The 15193-nt window shown below is 72.6% G+C and carries 14 protein-coding genes and 1 riboswitch; of the genes, 9 read left to right on the top strand and 5 right to left on the bottom strand.

The window, feature by feature from the left end; genetic code table 11:
* Nucleotides 1-56 precede the first annotated feature (56 nt).
* Both sucC and sucD read left to right on the top strand, forming a co-directional pair.
* On the top strand, nucleotides 57-1226 hold the full coding sequence (gene sucC, locus ACNKF0_RS04860; RefSeq protein WP_207084184.1) for an ADP-forming succinate--CoA ligase subunit beta: 1170 nt from the start codon (nucleotides 57-59) through the stop codon (nucleotides 1224-1226).
* Nucleotides 1227-1243: 17 nt separating this feature from the next.
* Nucleotides 1244-2125, top strand: coding sequence for a succinate--CoA ligase subunit alpha (gene sucD, locus ACNKF0_RS04865; protein ID WP_416956248.1), 882 nt, complete (start codon nucleotides 1244-1246; stop codon nucleotides 2123-2125).
* A 16-nt stretch (nucleotides 2126-2141) separates the two neighbouring features.
* Here sucD and ACNKF0_RS04870 read toward each other — a convergent pair whose 3' ends face one another.
* The 3 genes from ACNKF0_RS04870 to ACNKF0_RS04880 are packed head-to-tail and all read right to left on the bottom strand — an operon-like array spanning nucleotide 2142 to nucleotide 5733.
* Entirely contained in the window at nucleotides 2142-2366 is a 225-nt protein-coding gene (locus ACNKF0_RS04870; RefSeq protein ID WP_416956250.1) for a hypothetical protein, read from the bottom strand.
* A gap of 4 nt (nucleotides 2367-2370) precedes the next feature.
* On the bottom strand, nucleotides 2371-3774 hold the full coding sequence (locus ACNKF0_RS04875) for a hypothetical protein (RefSeq protein ID WP_416956252.1): 1404 nt from the start codon (nucleotides 3772-3774) through the stop codon (nucleotides 2371-2373).
* Nucleotides 3775-3834: 60 nt separating this feature from the next.
* Nucleotides 3835-5733, bottom strand: coding sequence for a hypothetical protein (locus ACNKF0_RS04880; RefSeq protein ID WP_416956254.1), 1899 nt, complete (start codon nucleotides 5731-5733; stop codon nucleotides 3835-3837).
* Between the two features lie 223 nt (nucleotides 5734-5956).
* Between ACNKF0_RS04880 and ACNKF0_RS04885 the strand changes: the two genes are divergently transcribed.
* The 6 genes from ACNKF0_RS04885 to ACNKF0_RS04910 all read left to right on the top strand — a co-directional run bounded on the left by ACNKF0_RS04885 (nucleotide 5957) and on the right by ACNKF0_RS04910 (nucleotide 12030).
* Entirely contained in the window at nucleotides 5957-7219 is a 1263-nt protein-coding gene (locus ACNKF0_RS04885; protein WP_416956256.1) for a DUF6350 family protein, read from the top strand.
* Between the two features lie 71 nt (nucleotides 7220-7290).
* Nucleotides 7291-8412 (top strand): YibE/F family protein, encoded by a 1122-nt coding sequence (locus ACNKF0_RS04890; RefSeq protein WP_416956258.1) that lies wholly within the window; start codon nucleotides 7291-7293, stop codon nucleotides 8410-8412.
* A gap of 22 nt (nucleotides 8413-8434) precedes the next feature.
* Entirely contained in the window at nucleotides 8435-9052 is a 618-nt protein-coding gene (gene purN, locus ACNKF0_RS04895; RefSeq protein WP_416956260.1) for a phosphoribosylglycinamide formyltransferase, read from the top strand.
* 1 nt (nucleotide 9053) lies between these two features.
* A riboswitch (ZMP/ZTP riboswitch) is annotated at nucleotides 9054-9131 on the top strand.
* A 37-nt stretch (nucleotides 9132-9168) separates the two neighbouring features.
* Nucleotides 9169-10758, top strand: a complete 1590-nt coding sequence (gene purH / locus ACNKF0_RS04900) for a bifunctional phosphoribosylaminoimidazolecarboxamide formyltransferase/IMP cyclohydrolase (protein WP_416956262.1) — start codon at nucleotides 9169-9171, stop codon at nucleotides 10756-10758.
* A gap of 26 nt (nucleotides 10759-10784) precedes the next feature.
* On the top strand, nucleotides 10785-11633 hold the full coding sequence (locus ACNKF0_RS04905; protein ID WP_299922381.1) for a bifunctional methylenetetrahydrofolate dehydrogenase/methenyltetrahydrofolate cyclohydrolase: 849 nt from the start codon (nucleotides 10785-10787) through the stop codon (nucleotides 11631-11633).
* Nucleotide 11634: 1 nt separating this feature from the next.
* Nucleotides 11635-12030 (top strand): DUF3017 domain-containing protein, encoded by a 396-nt coding sequence (locus tag ACNKF0_RS04910; protein ID WP_416956265.1) that lies wholly within the window; start codon nucleotides 11635-11637, stop codon nucleotides 12028-12030.
* Nucleotides 12031-12131: 101 nt separating this feature from the next.
* Here the strand turns inward: ACNKF0_RS04910 and ACNKF0_RS04915 are convergent, their stop codons facing one another.
* A complete protein-coding gene (locus ACNKF0_RS04915; RefSeq protein ID WP_416956267.1) occupies nucleotides 12132-13118 on the bottom strand; it encodes a malate dehydrogenase in 987 nt (328 codons plus the stop codon).
* 90 nt (nucleotides 13119-13208) lie between these two features.
* Between ACNKF0_RS04915 and ACNKF0_RS04920 the strand changes: the two genes are divergently transcribed.
* Nucleotides 13209-13886, top strand: coding sequence for a hypothetical protein (locus ACNKF0_RS04920; RefSeq protein WP_416956269.1), 678 nt, complete (start codon nucleotides 13209-13211; stop codon nucleotides 13884-13886).
* 20 nt (nucleotides 13887-13906) lie between these two features.
* Here ACNKF0_RS04920 and ACNKF0_RS04925 read toward each other — a convergent pair whose 3' ends face one another.
* Entirely contained in the window at nucleotides 13907-15034 is a 1128-nt protein-coding gene (locus ACNKF0_RS04925; RefSeq protein WP_416956271.1) for an aquaporin, read from the bottom strand.
* Nucleotides 15035-15193 lie beyond the last annotated feature (159 nt).

Raw genomic sequence — 15193 nt, forward strand, 5'->3', positions numbered from 1 at the left:
GGGTGCCGAGAGGTAATCCCCGCCCCTGCTCGCAGACGAAAAGGACTGGTCACCTCGTGGACCTGATGGAATTTCAGGCGAAGGAGCTCTTCGCCAAGCATGGAGTCGCAACGACGCTGGGTGTGGTCGCCGAGACCCCCGAAGCCGCTCGCGCCGCCGCCGAGGAGATGGGCGGCGTGACCGTCGTCAAGGCGCAGGTCAAGGCCGGCGGCCGCGGCAAGGCGGGTGGCGTGAAGATCGCCAAGACCGCCGACGAGGCCGAGTCCTACGCCCGCGACATCCTGGGCATGGAGATCAAGGGCCTCACCGTCAACCGGGTCCTGGTGACCCCGGCGACGCCTCCGGTGGAGGAGTACTACTTCTCCTTCCTGCTCGACCGCTCCAACCGCTCGCACCTGTGCATCGCCTCGGTCGAGGGCGGCGTGGAGATCGAGGAGGTCGCCAAGACCAACCCCGACGCCGTCAAGAAGATCCGCGTGGACGCGCTCGAGGGCGTGACCCCCGAGAAGGCCGCCGCGATCGTCGACGAGGCCAAGTTCCCCGCCGAGCTGCGTGACCAGGCCATCGAGATGGTCCAGGCGCTGTGGAAGGTCTACGTCGAGGAGGACGCCACCCTCGTCGAGGTCAACCCGCTCGCCCGTCTCGAGGGCGACAAGCTCGAGGCGCTCGACGGCAAGGTGTCGCTCGACGACAACGCCTCGGAGGTCCGCCACCCCGACCACGCGCAGTTCGAGATCCGCGAGGAGGCAGACGCCCTTGAGTCCAAGGCAAAGGACAAGGGCCTCAACTACGTCAAGCTCGACGGCCAGGTCGGCATCATCGGCAACGGCGCGGGCCTCGTGATGAGCACCCTCGACGTCGTCGCGTACGCCGGTGAGGCGCACGGCGGCGTGAAGCCCGCCAACTTCCTCGACATCGGCGGCGGCGCCAACGCCCAGGTGATGGCCGACGGCCTCGACGTGATCATCAACGACCCGCAGGTGAAGAGCATCTTCGTCAACGTCTTCGGCGGCATCACCGCCTGCGACGAGGTCGCCAACGGCATCAAGGGCGCGCTGGAGATCCTCGGCGACGAGGAGAGCAAGCCCCTCGTCGTCCGTCTCGACGGCAACAACGTCGAGGAGGGCCGCCGCATCCTCGACGAGCTCAACCACCCGCTGGTCACCCAGGTCGACACGATGGACGGCGCGGCCGACAAGGCCGCCGAGCTCGCCCACCAGGCCTGAGAGAGAGAACTGAAGAGATGTCTATCTACCTCAACAAGGACAGCAAGATCATCGTCCAGGGCATGACCGGTGGCATGGGTGCCAAGCACACCACCCTCATGGTCCAGTCGGGCGCCAACATCGTCGGCGGCGTCAACGCCCGCAAGGCCGGTCAGACGGTCGAGCTCGGCGGCAAGGAGCTCCCGGTCTTCGGCACCGTCGAGGAGGCCATGAAGGAGACCGGCGCCGACGTGTCCGTCGCCTTCGTGCCGCCGGCGTTCACCAAGGACGCCTGCATCGAGGCGATCGACGCCGAGATCCCGCTGCTCGTGGTGATCACCGAGGGCGTCCCCGTCCTCGACACCGCCGAGGTCGTGCAGTACCTCGAGGGCAAGTCCACCCGGATGATCGGCCCCAACTGCCCGGGCATCATCACGCCCGACGAGTCGCTGGCCGGCATCACGCCCCACACCATCGCGGGCAAGGGCCCGGTGGGCCTGGTGTCGAAGTCGGGCACGCTGACCTACCAGATGATGTACGAGCTGAAGGACTACGGCTTCACCACCGCCATCGGCATCGGTGGTGACCCGATCATCGGCACCACCCACATCGACGCGCTCGAGGCCTTCGAGAACGACCCGGAGACCAAGGCGATCGTGATGATCGGCGAGATCGGTGGCGACGCCGAGGAGCGCGCCGCCGCCTACATCAAGGAGCACGTGACCAAGCCCGTCGTCGGCTACGTCGCCGGCTTCACCGCTCCCGAGGGCAAGACCATGGGCCACGCGGGCGCCATCGTGTCGGGCTCGTCGGGCACCGCCCAGGCGAAGAAGGAGGCCCTCGAGGCCGCCGGGGTCAAGGTCGGCAAGACGCCGTCGGAGACCGCCGCGCTGATGCGGGAGATCCTCGAGAAGCTCTGATCAGCCGGGCCGCTGGTCAGGACTCCTGGTCAGCAGCCTCTTCCAGACGGCCTCGCAGGTCCACCTGCGGGGCCGTCGTGGATTTCGCGTGCCGGTCGTGGCGCGTGGGCGGGTGGGCCTCCCACAGCAGCCGCCACACCACGTGCGCGCCGAAGAGGCGTACGGGCGCGACGGCGGAGAGCCGCCGCGGCGAGGGCAGGGTCGGACAGGCCGCACTGGCCAGCGTCGAGGGAATGGACATGGTTCTAGCACCCCGTTCTCGTGAACACGCACATCGCTTGGACGATCTGGTTGGTGGTCCCCGTGACCTCGTCGGCCTGCCGGTCCAGCGACGCGAGCGTGCCCTCACCGTATGTCTGGACCATCAGTCGTGCCGCACCGACCCGGGTCACCTGGTAGACCGAGCTGCCCAGCCCGTCGTCGTACGTCAGGCCCATCGTCACCGTGTCGTGGCCGGTGTCGCGCTCGAGGACGGTCCACACCTGGTTGCCCGCGCGCCGGCACTCCTGCGCCGCCCGGAGGACCTCCGCCATCGCGTCGGTCGCTGCCTTCGCGTCGGTGTGCACGACGAGCTCGCGGCCGTCGTAGTACTCCGGACCGACGACGGCGGAGTGGAGGTGACGGGTGTCGTCCGCTCCCGGGGCGGGCCACACCGTGCGCCCGCACATCTCGACCGGGTCCATCGCCACGTCGCCGGCGGGCGGCGTGACGTCGTAGTCACCGCCGTCCTCGGGCAGGCCGACGTCGAGGGGGAAGTCCGCCGGGATCTCGGCGGGCTCCGGCGGTTCGGTGGGCTCCGGCGGCTCGGTGGGCTCGGGCGGGTCGGTTGACGGAGGGGACGACGGGGCAGGCGCGGACGGCGACGGCGACGTGGGTGACGGCGAGGCCGGCTCGGACGGCGACTCCGAGGGCGAGGGGTCGGGCGACGGGATGGGCGACTCGGACGGCGACGGCGTGGGCGTCGGCGCCTCACCGAACATCGTCAGGGCCGCGACGGTCGTGCGCAGCGGTGCCACGGTCGCGTCGACCGCCTCCCTGGCGCTGCCGCGCGTCCACTGGCCGTAGGTGGAGCTGACGAGCAGCGCCGCGCCGACGGGTACGACGTGGACGACGGTCGCACCAGCGCTCGGTGCGCCGTCGACGCTGTAGGTCTGCAGGAGGGTGGTGGCCGGACCGGGACCGAAGGGCGAGGCGAGCACCTCGGTGCGCGTCTCCATGTCGCGACCACGGTCGGGCTCCGCACAGTCCGACGCGAGGCCGGCCAGCCGGTCCGCGAGGCGTACGGCGTCCTCCGGAGCCCCCAGGACCAGCAGCTCGCGGGTGTCGGCGGACTCGCCGCCACTGTTGTCGGCGACCATGCGGTCGCGGGTGCCCAGTCCGCGCAGCGGGGAAGTGCCGCACAGCTCGAGGTCACGCAGGCCGGTGCCGGTGCGGGAGGTGGGGACGGTGTCCGCGGCTCCGCCCATGCCCGAGGACAGCGGGAAGTCGTCGGGGATCGTCGTGCCGGGGCTCGACCCGTCGCTCGCCGTCGTCACGGAGTCGCCCAGCCAGTCGCCCGACACCGTTCCGTCCGAGGACCGGTCCCCGCACCCGGCGAGCACGAGGGCGCACCCGAGCGCGGCCGTGACGAGCCGAGCGCGGTGCCTCATGCCGTGTGAGACACCCCGACGGGCGAAAAGGTTGCCGGGAGGACGGAGGAGAAGGGTCGATCAGCGTGAGGGGTCGAGCGGTTCGAGCCGCTGCGCCACCCGTCTCGCGAGGGCGACGAAGTCGGCGCGCGACATCGTCATGTTGCGGTCGGGGGCGAAGCCGAGCTGGGAGACGGCGCCACCGTCGCGCACGACGGCCATCAGGAACGGGAACGACTGGCTGTCGTTGATCTCGAAGGTGAGGGCCCACACGCTCAGGTCGGCGGACCTGGTGGAGCTCGAGGCCAGCTCGGTGACGTTCGTGCCCAGGTTGGCGCGTCCGCACTGGCGGATGCGGTCGCGGACCTGGTCGACGAAGGTGGCGGCCCGGCCCGGCTGCATCGCACCCACGGTCTGGGTGAGGCCGAGCTGGGAGGCGTTGGGCGTCTCGGGGAAGAGGAAGGTGCGGGTCAGGGCCTTGCTGATGCCCTTGCCCTCGAACGTCGTGCGGTCGCAGCGGGTGGCGGCGTAGTTGTTGCGCGCCTTCTCGGGCTCGGTGCCGACCCACGGGCCGCGCACGGCGGCGACGGGCGGCAGGTCGACCACCGACAGCAGCCCCGGCGGCGTACCGATCGAGAGCGGGGGAGTGGCACGGGACTTCGCGCGCCCGGCGCACGTGCCGGCACCCTCGGCGCCGCAGACGCCGTTGACGGCGGCGGACAGCCCGGTCAGCACCGCCTTGTCCGGCACGGGCCGGCCCTGGCTGCGCACCACCTGGGTGACCACGAGGCTGCCGGTGCGGGCCATGCCGACGGTCAGGGTGGCCGGCTCCTTGCCCCACGAGCGGAGCCGGAAGGTGCGCGCCTCGTCGCCGACGCGCTTGACGGCGCGGGTGTCCATCAGCTGGGTGCGGGGGTCGATGCAGCCGGCGAACCACAGCGACGCCGTCTCGAAGCCCTGCGCCGCCTGACGGGCGTTGCGGGACATCTCGACCATCTCGACGGCCGTCGACCGGACGTCGGTCACCGTGCGCTCGCGGGTGCGCTGGCGGTCGCCCTTGCCGACCTTCTTCTTCTCGACGCGGTTCAGCGAGCCCTCCCACGTGCGGGCCAGCGCCGTGACGCCGTCGGGATCGGCGAAGCGCTCGCGCTGGCACGGCGCGAGCAGGCCGTCGCCGGTCAGGTTGTCGGTGGTGGCGGTCTCGGTCCACTCCAGGCCCGCGCCGAACCGGGCGAGCTGGGCCGGGCCGAGCATCGAGTCGGCGCTCACCATCTCCGCGCCCACGTCGTCGACGACCGGCTGATGGACGGTGACGCCGGGGGTGGCCTTCTCCTCGCTCAGGCTGGTGGCCTCGGCGCCCGCACCGGTGGCGACCAGCGACCCGGAGGCGAGGAGCGCGGCGGTGGCGAGGCCGGCGCCGATGACGGTGTGGGTACGACGTCGCGTCGCGCCGGCCCGGCGGATGACGGTGGCGCGCGGCCAGCGGATGTCCTCGAGGGGCCCGGCGAGGGCGTGGAGCAACCGCGGGATGTCGGTCGTCGGGGCGTCGCGGTGCAGCGAGAACTGCGCGCTGGCCGTCTGCAGCTCCCGCTCGGCGTCGGCCCGCGGCAGCCCGACCGTGCGGGCCACCTCGCCCAGGGAGAGCGCCGAGATGCCGTTGAGCACCAGCAGCTCGCGCTGGCGGGTGGTGAGCTTGGACAGCGCCTCCAGCGTGCTGCGCACCTCGGGGTCGAGCGACTTGTCGCGGTGCCAGATCCGGGCGGTGTGCCGTCGTCGGGCGCGGCCGAGGGCGAGGGGACGGACGTAGCCGTCGCGGTCCTCGAGCTGCCCGACCTTGCGCCAGCGGTGCCACGCGACCACGAACGCGTCGCGCACGGCGGTCCGGGAGGCCGGCGCGTCGCCGGTGAGGGCGTACGCCTCGTGCAGGAGGCGGGTGCGGGTCTCGACGTAGTAGGCGTCGAAGGTCTCGGGGCTCCTCATGACCGCTCCACGGTACGGGAGCGGCGGGTGCCACGCACATCCTTCCCCCCGTCCGCTCCGTCCCCGTTCCTTCCCCGCCCGTGGTCCGGGGCGGGCGGCGTGGCAGCGCGATCTGCCGGCGGGAGCGGGTGATGATGGGGCGGCCATGACGTCGCTCCTCACCCGACCAGACCGGTCCCGACACGAGAGTGGGCGGACCGACACTGCCCGGCCGCGTCCGCTCGTGCTGATCGCCACCCTCGGCGGGGCGCTCGCCGCGCTGGGCCCGCTCGTGGTGCTGCTCGCGATCGGCGTCATCGGCTGGTTCGCCACCGACGCCGGGGTGCACGGCGCACCCCGCGACGGCATGCGCGTGGGCGCCCTCGCCTGGCTGGCCGGCCACGGCTCCGGTGTCACCGTCATGGGCGCACGGATCACGATCGTCCCGCTCGGCATCACGGCCATCGCGGCGTGGTCGATGTGGCGGCTCGGCCACCGCGTCGGCGACTCGGTGTCCGGGCACGGCCCCGACGCCGACCGGATCTCCGACGGCGAGCGCGACTTCACCGTCCCGACCGCCATCGCCCTCTTCTTCGCGGCCTACGCCGTCGTGGCCGTGGTGGTCGCGACCCTCGCCGCCGGCACCACGGCCGACCCGTCCCTTCCGCGGGTGCTCGGCTGGACGCTGCTGCTGACGGCGTTCGTCGCCGCCCCCGCCATCGCGATCGGGTCGGGGCGCGCCGCGATCTGGGCGGCCTTCCTGCCCGCGTCGGTGCGGGCAGGCGCCGCGGTCGCGGGCGCGGTGCTCGCGCGCCTGCTGGCCGTCTCCGCGCTCGTCTTCCTCGTCTCCTTCGTCGTCTCCTTCGGCGAGGCTGCCACCATGACCGCGCGGCTGCACCCCAGCCCGTCGGAGGCCGGCCTCTACGCCCTCGTCAACGCCGCCTTCGCACCCAACGCGGCCCTGTTCGCCGGCTCGTGGCTGCTGGGCCCGGGCTTCGCGGTGGGCGGCGCCACCCTCGTGTCACCCGGGGCGGTCGTCCTCGGACCGCTCCCCGTCGTCCCCCTGCTCGCCGCACTCCCGGCGGTCGGCACCCCTCCCGGCTGGGTGGGCGCGCTGATGGCACTCCCGCCGTTGGTCGCCGCCTTCTCCGCCCACCGCGCGCTGCGCGGCCGCCTCCTGACCTGGGACCGCATCGCCCTTGCCGGGTGCGGTGGCGGGCTGGCGGCCGGGGTCGGGTTCGCGGTGCTCGCCTCGCTGTCCGGCGGCGCCGCCGGACCCGGTCGGATGCGCTTCGTGGGGCCCTTCACCCGTGACGTGCTGGTCCACGCCGTCACCGCGTGCGGCGTCGGCGCGCTCCTCGGCGCCTCGGTGCTGGCGTGGTTCGCCTGGCGTGCCGCCCGGACCGCCTCGTCCGACACCGCCTCGTCCGACAGCGCGGTGCCCGGCACCGAACCGGACACTGGACCGGGCACCGACTCGCTCACCGACTCACCGACCGAGGACTGACCGTGGGGGCTGGACACAGCCACGGTGACCGCCCCTCGCTCGGGCCGGCACCGCGGCAGATCAGGCTGCTGATGGCCGCCCTGGTAGGGCCGCTCGTGCTGGCGACGCTCGTCGGCCTCGTCGTGCTGTGGCCCGACGGCGACCTTGAGATCAGCGCGCCGGGTGTCGAGGTGGAGCGCGGCACCGCGGAGGTGCAGTCGATCGGTCCGTGCCGCCAGGCGGTCGAGGGGTGCCAGCTCGCGCAGGTCGAGCTGCTCAGCGGTCCCGGCGCGCCCGGCGCGGCGGAGGCGCTGCTGCCCTACGGCTCGCAGGCACCCGAGGTGGTGGCGGGCGACCGGATCATCGTGTCGTTCACCGCGCAGGCGCCCGACGGGGAGCAGTACGCCTTCCAGGACTTCGACCGCGGTCCACCCCTCCTCCTGCTGACGATCCTGTTCGCCGTCGGCGTCCTCGCGCTCTCACGCTGGCGCGGCATCGGCGCGCTCGCCAGCCTGGCGTACTCGCTGGTCCTCATCGCGGTCTTCATGCTGCCGGCGATCATGGAGGGCTCGCCGCCGCTGCTCGTCGCGGTGACCACGGCCTCGGCCATCATGCTGGTCACCCTCTACCTCTCGCACGGCTTCGACGTGCGCTCGACGGTGGCGATGCTCGGCACCCTGATCTCGCTGCTGGTGATCGGCGGGCTCGGTTGGGTGTTCACGAGCGTCGGGCACTTCACCGGGCTGGTCGACGAGGGCAGCCAGTACATCTCCGGCATCGCCGCGCAGGTCGACCTCCGCGGGCTGCTGCTGGCGGGGCTGGTCATCGGCGCGCTGGGCGTGCTCGACGACGTCACCGTCACCCAGACCTGGGCGGTGTGGGAGCTCGCCGACGTCGACCCCGACGCCAGCACGCGCACGATCTTCACCCGGGCGATGCGCATCGGGCGCTCCCACGTCGCCTCCACCGTCAACACCCTGGTGCTCGCCTACGTCGGCGCCACGCTTCCGCTGATGCTCGTCTTCTCGGCGCTCTCGCTGCCCTTCGGGATCGCGGTCAGCCAGGAGATCGTGGCGCAGGAGGTGGTGCGCGGGCTCGTCGGCGGGCTCGGCATCGTCGCGGCGGTGCCGGTGACGACCGCGATCGCCGCCGTCGTCGCGGGCCGCCTGGTGCGCGACCGGGCAACGGCTGCCGGACCCTCCCACCGCGCGTAGCCGCAGCCCTAGACTTCCGGGCGTGCACCAGCCCACCCGCCTCGTCGTCCTCGTGTCGGGATCCGGCACCAACCTGCAGGCGTTGCTCGACGCCTGCGCCGATCCGGCGTACGGCGCCCGGGTCGTCGCCGTCGGCGCCGACCGCGAGGACATCGAGGGCCTTGCCCGCGCCGAGCGCGCGGGGGTCCCGACCTTCGTGCGCAAGGTGTCGGACTTCGAGACCCGCGAGGGCTGGGACGCCTCGCTCACCACCGTGGTCGAGCGCTTCGAGCCCGACCTGGTCGTCTCCGCCGGCTTCATGAAGCTGCTCTCCACCGAGTTCCTCGACCGGTTCCTCACCCTCAACACCCACCCGGCGCTGTGCCCGGCGTTCCCCGGCATGCACGGGCCGCGCGACGCCCTCGAGCACGGCGTCAAGGTGACCGGCGCGACGCTCTTCGTGGTCGACGCGGGCGTCGACACCGGCCCGATCATCGCCCAGGTGCCGGTCGTGGTGGAGGACGACGACGACGTCGCGTCGCTGCACGAGCGCATCAAGACCGCCGAGCGGGCGATGCTCGTGGACACCGTCGGCCGGATCGCCCGCGAGGGCATCGCGGTCGACGGCCGCCGGGTTCGCATCGGCGCCGACGCTCGGTAGTCTGCAGCCACACGACTGGCGCAGGTGGGTCACCACCGGGGAGTGACGCCGGGGACCATCGAACGCCTGGGTGCCCCCGATCTCGTTACCGATCTCGCTTGAGTCCGAGGAGTCCCGTGTCCCCCTCTGCCGACCTCCGTGTCCCGATCCGCCGTGCCCTGGTGTCCGTCTACGACAAGGCCGGTCTCGACGACCTGGTCCGCGGCCTCCACGAGGCCGGTGTCGAGCTCGTCTCCACCGGCGGCTCGGCCGCGCTGATCGAGTCGCTCGGCCTGCCCGTCACCAAGGTGGAGGACCTCACCGGCTTCCCCGAGTGCCTCGACGGCCGGGTCAAGACCCTGCACCCGCGCGTGCACGCCGGGATCCTCGCCGACCGCCGCCTCGACTCCCACGTCGCGCAGCTCGAGGAGCTCGGCGTCGAGCCGTTCGACCTCGTCGTGAGCAACCTCTACCCCTTCACCCAGACCGTCGCGTCGGGCGCCGGCCCCGACGAGTGCGTCGAGCAGATCGACATCGGCGGTCCGTCGATGGTGCGCGCCGCGGCCAAGAACCACCCCAGCGTCGCCATCGTCACCTCGCCCGCGACGTACGACGCCGTGCTGGCCGCCGTCGCCGCCGGCGGGTTCACGCTGGCCGAGCGGCAGCGTCTCGCAGCCGAGGCGTTCGTGCACACAGCGACCTACGACGTCCACGTGGCGTCGTGGATGGGCAACGTGCTCACCGACACCAGCGAGGGGTCGGGCTTCCCGTCGTGGATGGGGGCGACGTGGACCAAGGAGGCGGTGCTGCGCTACGGGGAGAACCCGCACCAGTCCGCCGCGCTCTACAGCAACGGCTTCCTGGCCGACGGTCCCGGGCTCGCCCAGGCGACGCAGCACCACGGCAAGGAGATGTCCTACAACAACTACGTCGACGCCGACGCGGCCCGGCGGGCGGCGTACGACTTCGACGAGCCGGCCGTGGCGATCATCAAGCACGCCAACCCCTGCGGCATCGCCGTGGCCGACGACGTCGCCACTGCTCACCGCAAGGCCCACGAGTGCGACCCGGTCAGCGCCTTCGGCGGGGTGATCGCCACCAACGTGCCGGTCTCCGTCGCGATGGCCGAGCAGGTCGCCGAGATCTTCACTGAGGTCGTCGTGGCGCCGGGCTACGAGGACGGCGCCGTCGAGGTGCTGCAGGCCAAGAAGAACATCCGCATCCTCGAGTGCCCGCCGCTCACCCGCGGCGGCGGCGAGATGCGGGCCATCTCCGGCGGCCTGCTGCTGCAGGACCGCGACGTGCTCTCCGCCCGGTCGGACGACGGCGGCGACGACCCGTCGACCTGGACCCTCGCCACCGGGAAGGCCGCCTCCGACGAGGTGCTGGCCGACCTCGCGTTCGCGTGGCGCGCCTGCCGGGCGGTGAAGTCCAACGCGATCCTGCTCGCCTCCGGCGGCGCCTCGGTGGGCGTCGGGATGGGACAGGTCAACCGCGTCGACTCGTGCCGCCTCGCCGTCGAGCGGGCGGGGGAGCGGGCGTCGTCGGCGGTCGCCGCCTCCGACGCCTTCTTCCCCTTCGCCGACGGCCCGCAGATCCTCATCGACGCCGGGGTCAAGGCCATCGTCCAGCCCGGTGGCTCGGTCCGCGACGCCGAGGTCGTCGCGGCCTGCGAGGCGGCCGGCGTGACGATGTACCTGACCGGCGCGCGCCACTTCTTCCACTGATGAGCGGCCTCCCTAGGATGACGGACGTGACGGCACAGACCCTGGACGGCGCAGCGACGCTGCGGACCATCAAGGCCGAGCTGGCGGAGCGCGTCGCCGCGCTGCGCGAGCGGGGCGTCGTGCCCGGCCTCGGGACGGTGCTGGTTGGTGATGACCCCGGGTCGCACTGGTACGTCGGCGCCAAGCACAAGGACTGCGCGGAGATCGGCATCACCTCGATCCGCCGCGACCTGCCCGCCACGGCCACCCAGGCCGAGGTCGAGGCGGTCATCGACGAGCTCAACGCCGACGACGCCTGCACCGGGTTCATCGTCCAGCAGCCCACCGGGCTCGACGAGTTCGCCCTGCTCTCGCGGGTCGATCCCGACAAGGACGTCGACGGCCTCCACCCGGTCAACCTCGGCAAGCTGGTGCTGGGCGAGGCCGGCCCGCTGCCCTGCACCCCGGTCGGCGCCATCGAGCTGCTGCGCCGCCACGGCGTCGAGATCGCCGGTGCGGAGGTCGTGGTCGTCGGCCGCGGGATCACCGTCGGGCGCCCGCTCGGGCTGCTGCTGACCCGCCGGTCGGAGAACGCCACCGTCACGCTGTGCCACACCGGCACGCGCGACCTCGCCGCACACGTCCGCACCGCCGACATCGTCGTCGCGGCCGCCGGCGTGCCCGGCATCATCACCGCCGACATGGTCAAGCCGGGCGCGGCGGTGCTCGACGTGGGCGTCTCGCGCGTGGACGGCAAGGTCACCGGCGACGTGCACCCCGACGTGTGGGACGTGGCGGGCTGGGTCTCGCCCAACCCGAAGGGCGTCGGACCGATGACGCGCGCGATGCTGCTGACCAACATCGTGGAGATCGCCGAGAAGTCCGTCCGGTCCTGACATGGCCGACCCCGACCACCCCGAACACCCCGACCGGGCCGACCCGCACGTCGAGCCCCCCGAGTCGGTCGCGCCGGTCTCGGCGGAGCCACCGCCGGAGGACCCCGACGAACCGCGCCGCTACCCCTCGACGATCGGGGGCGCGTTCTACCTGCTCGTCCTCGGCGTGGTCGGGGCGTCCCTGGTCGTCGTGGCGCTCGACGAGTGGCGCACCGGCATCCGGCTGATGGGCGGGGCGCTGATCTTCGCCGCCGCCGTCCGGCTGGTGCTGCGCCGCCGCGACGCCGGCATGCTCGCCGTACGCCACAAGGTGCTCGACGCGGCCGTGCTCATCGTGCTCGGCGGGCTGCTGATCTTCCTCGCCGGATCCATCCCCGACCAGCCCGGCGGCTTCTAGCGCCCCACGACCGGTCCTGACAACGCACGAGCGGTGCGTGGGACACGTTTCCGGACTCCGGAACCTGTCTCACGCACCGCTCGGGTGCATCGGGGGACCGATCAGATCAGGCCGAGCTCCGTGACGGCCTTGCGCTCGTCGGCGAGCTCGGCGGTCGAGGCGTCGATCCGGGCGCGCGAGAAGTCGTCGATCTCGAGGCCCTCGACGATCGACCAGTCGCCGCCGGAGGTGGTGACCGGGAACGAGGAGATCAGGCCCTCGGGGACGTCGTACTCGCCCTTGGACACGACCGCCATCGACACCCAGTCGTCCTGCGCCGAGCCGAAGAGCCAGTCGCGGGCGGCGTCGATCGTGGCCGACGCGGCCGAGGCAGCCGAGGAGGAACCACGCGCGTCGATGATCGCGGCGCCGCGCTTGGCGACGGTCGGGATGAAGTCGTTCTCGAGCCAGGCCTGGTCGCCGACGGCCTCGGCGGCGTTCTTGCCGTTGACCTCGGCGTGGAAGAGGTCGGGGTACTGGGTGGCCGAGTGGTTGCCCCAGATCGTCATCTTCTTGATGTCGGTGACCTTCGCGCCGGTCTTCGCCGCGAGCTGGCTGATCGCGCGGTTGTGGTCGAGGCGGGTCAGGGCCGAGAATCGCTCGCGCGGGATGTCGGGCGCGTTGGTCATCGCGATGAGGGCGTTGGTGTTGGCCGGGTTGCCGGTGACGCCGATGCGTACGTCGTCGGCGGCGACGGCGTTGAGGGCCTTGCCCTGCGCGGTGAAGATCGCGCCGTTGGCCGAGAGCAGGTCGCCACGCTCCATGCCGGGGCCGCGCGGGCGCGCGCCGACGAGGAGGGCGAGGTTGACGCCGTCGAAGATCTTCTCGGCGTCCGAGCCGATCTGCACGCCGGCGAGGTTCGGGAACGCGCAGTCGTCGAGCTCCATGACGACGCCCTCGAGCGCCTTGAGGGCGGGCTCGATCTCGAGCAGCCGCAGCTCGATCGGGCGGTCCGCGGCCAGTGCGCCGCTGGCGAGGCGGAAGAGCAGGCTGTAGCCGATCTGGCCGGCGGCGCCGGTGACGGCCACCTTGAGAGGTTCGGAGGTCACGGTTCGTACTCCTCGTGAGGGTGGTCTCGGATCTGTTCCGGGTTGTCCCGCTGACGCTAGCAGCGCGGTGCGGCTGGCATGCTGGCGCCCATGTCTGGAGCCGTACGCCGCCCGCTGGCGGTCGCGGCGCTCGCGACGGGCCTCCTGCTGGGGACCTCCGGGTGCGCGGGCATCGGCCAGCCCGAGCCCTACGACTCACCGGGCATCAACGGCCTCGTCATCCCCACGCCGACCCCCGCGCCCGCGGACTTCGTGGACGGCGTCGACAACCCCTGGCTGCCGCTCGAGCCGGGCACGCGCATGACCTACGACCTCAGCGAGGACGGACGCACGACGGGCCGCATGGTGGTGGACGTGCTCGACGGCACGGTCCCGGTCGCGGGTCTCGCCGCGACGGCGGTGGAGACCACGACCGACCCGGGCGACGGCACGACCACCGTCGAGACGCACCTCTACGCCCAGGACGAGGCCGGCAACGTGTGGCTGGTCGGCGCCGACTCCGCCGCATCGTCCTGGCGCGCCGCCGAGGACGGCGCGGAGGCCGGTCTCGCGATGCCCGCCGACCCACGCCTCGGCGACGGCTGGCTGTCGTACGACGTCCCCGGCCTGCCGCGTGCCAGCGCCACCATCGAGGACCAGTCCAGCGAGATGGTGCAGCTGCTCGACGAGGCCGGCACCACGACCCGCACGGTGTACGAGAAGGGTGTCGGCCTCGTGGGGCTGGAGGACCTCGACGCCGGCTGGACGGCCGAGCTGGTCGAGGGCTAGTCGCTCAGCGCTGGCCCGGGTCAGTCGGGGCGGCGCACCTGGGTGCGGCCGTCGTCGTCACCCTCGGGGTTGCCCCAGTGCCCGGGAGCGCTCTGCCCGGGCTGCTGCGGCTGCTGCTGGCGCTGCTGGCCGGGCTGCTGGGGTGCGCCCCACTGGCCAGGCTGGGCCGGTGGCTGCTGCTGCGGCGCGGGCTGGCCCCACTGTCCGGGCTGACCGGGCTGCTGCTGCGGGGGAGCGGCCTGCGGTGCACCGTAGGCCGGGTCGGGCTGCTGCTGCGGGCCGCCGGGCTGCCCCCACTGCTGCTGCGGGGGAGCGCCCCACGCGGCACCGGGCTGGCCCCAGCTGCCCGGCTGGCCCTGGTTCCACTGGGCCTCGTAGTTGCCCGGGACGTACTGGTCCTTCTTGCCGCCGCCGAAGTTGAGGCCCGAGCCGGCGACCGGCTCGGACCCCTGGCCGAAGAGGACGGGGTAGGTGAGGCCGGCGATCGCCGCGCCGAGCAGCGGTGCGAGCACGAAGAGCCAGAGCTGGATGATCGCGTCGGTGCCGGCGAAGACGCCGACGCCGATCGAGCGGGCCGGGTTGACCGACGTACCGGTCAGGGGGATGGCGAGGAAGTGGAGCATGCTGAGCGTGAGGCCGATCGCGAGCGGGCCGAGGGCGACGTTGACGTCGTTGCGCGCGTCGGTGACGGCGAGGATGACCCACAGGAACACCGCGGTCATCACCACCTCGAGCAGCAGGGCGGCCCACCAGGCGAAGCCGGAGCCCTGGTCGCCGAAGAAGTTCTGGCCCATGTTGCCCTCGGCGACGAAGCCGTCGAAGCCGTGGCCGAGGCCGAAGAGCACGGCTCCGGCGAGGAGGGCGCCGAGCAGCTGTGCGGCCATGTAGAGGCCGACCTGGCTCCACGGCAACCGGCCGCCCAGGACGGCGCCCAGCGTGACGGCCGGGTTGAAGTGACCGCCCGAGACGCGCCCGACGGCGTAGGCCATCACCACGACGGTGAGGCCGAAGGTCAGACCCGTGGCGACGAGGTCGCCCCCGCTGTAGACGGCGGCGCCGCAGCCGAAGAAGACGAGCACGAAGGTGCCCAGTGCCTCGGCGGTGAACTTCTGTCCGGTGGTCGGTGTGTCTTCGACGGTGTCGCTCATCGCGCGTCCCTCCAGGGTCGGGTGGCCATACCCCTCGTAGGCCGTGCTGAGCCTAGCGGCGTGGAAGGAGGGGTGCGAGGGTAGGCGAGTCGCCACCGCTTCCCGGCGTCAGGTATCTTGACGTCAAGAGTTATGCCCGGACCAGATCACGAGCTGCAG

Origin of the sequence: Nocardioides sp. T5 (genome assembly GCF_048161455.1) — a bacterium.
Taxonomy (GTDB): Bacteria; Actinomycetota; Actinomycetes; order Propionibacteriales; family Nocardioidaceae; genus Nocardioides.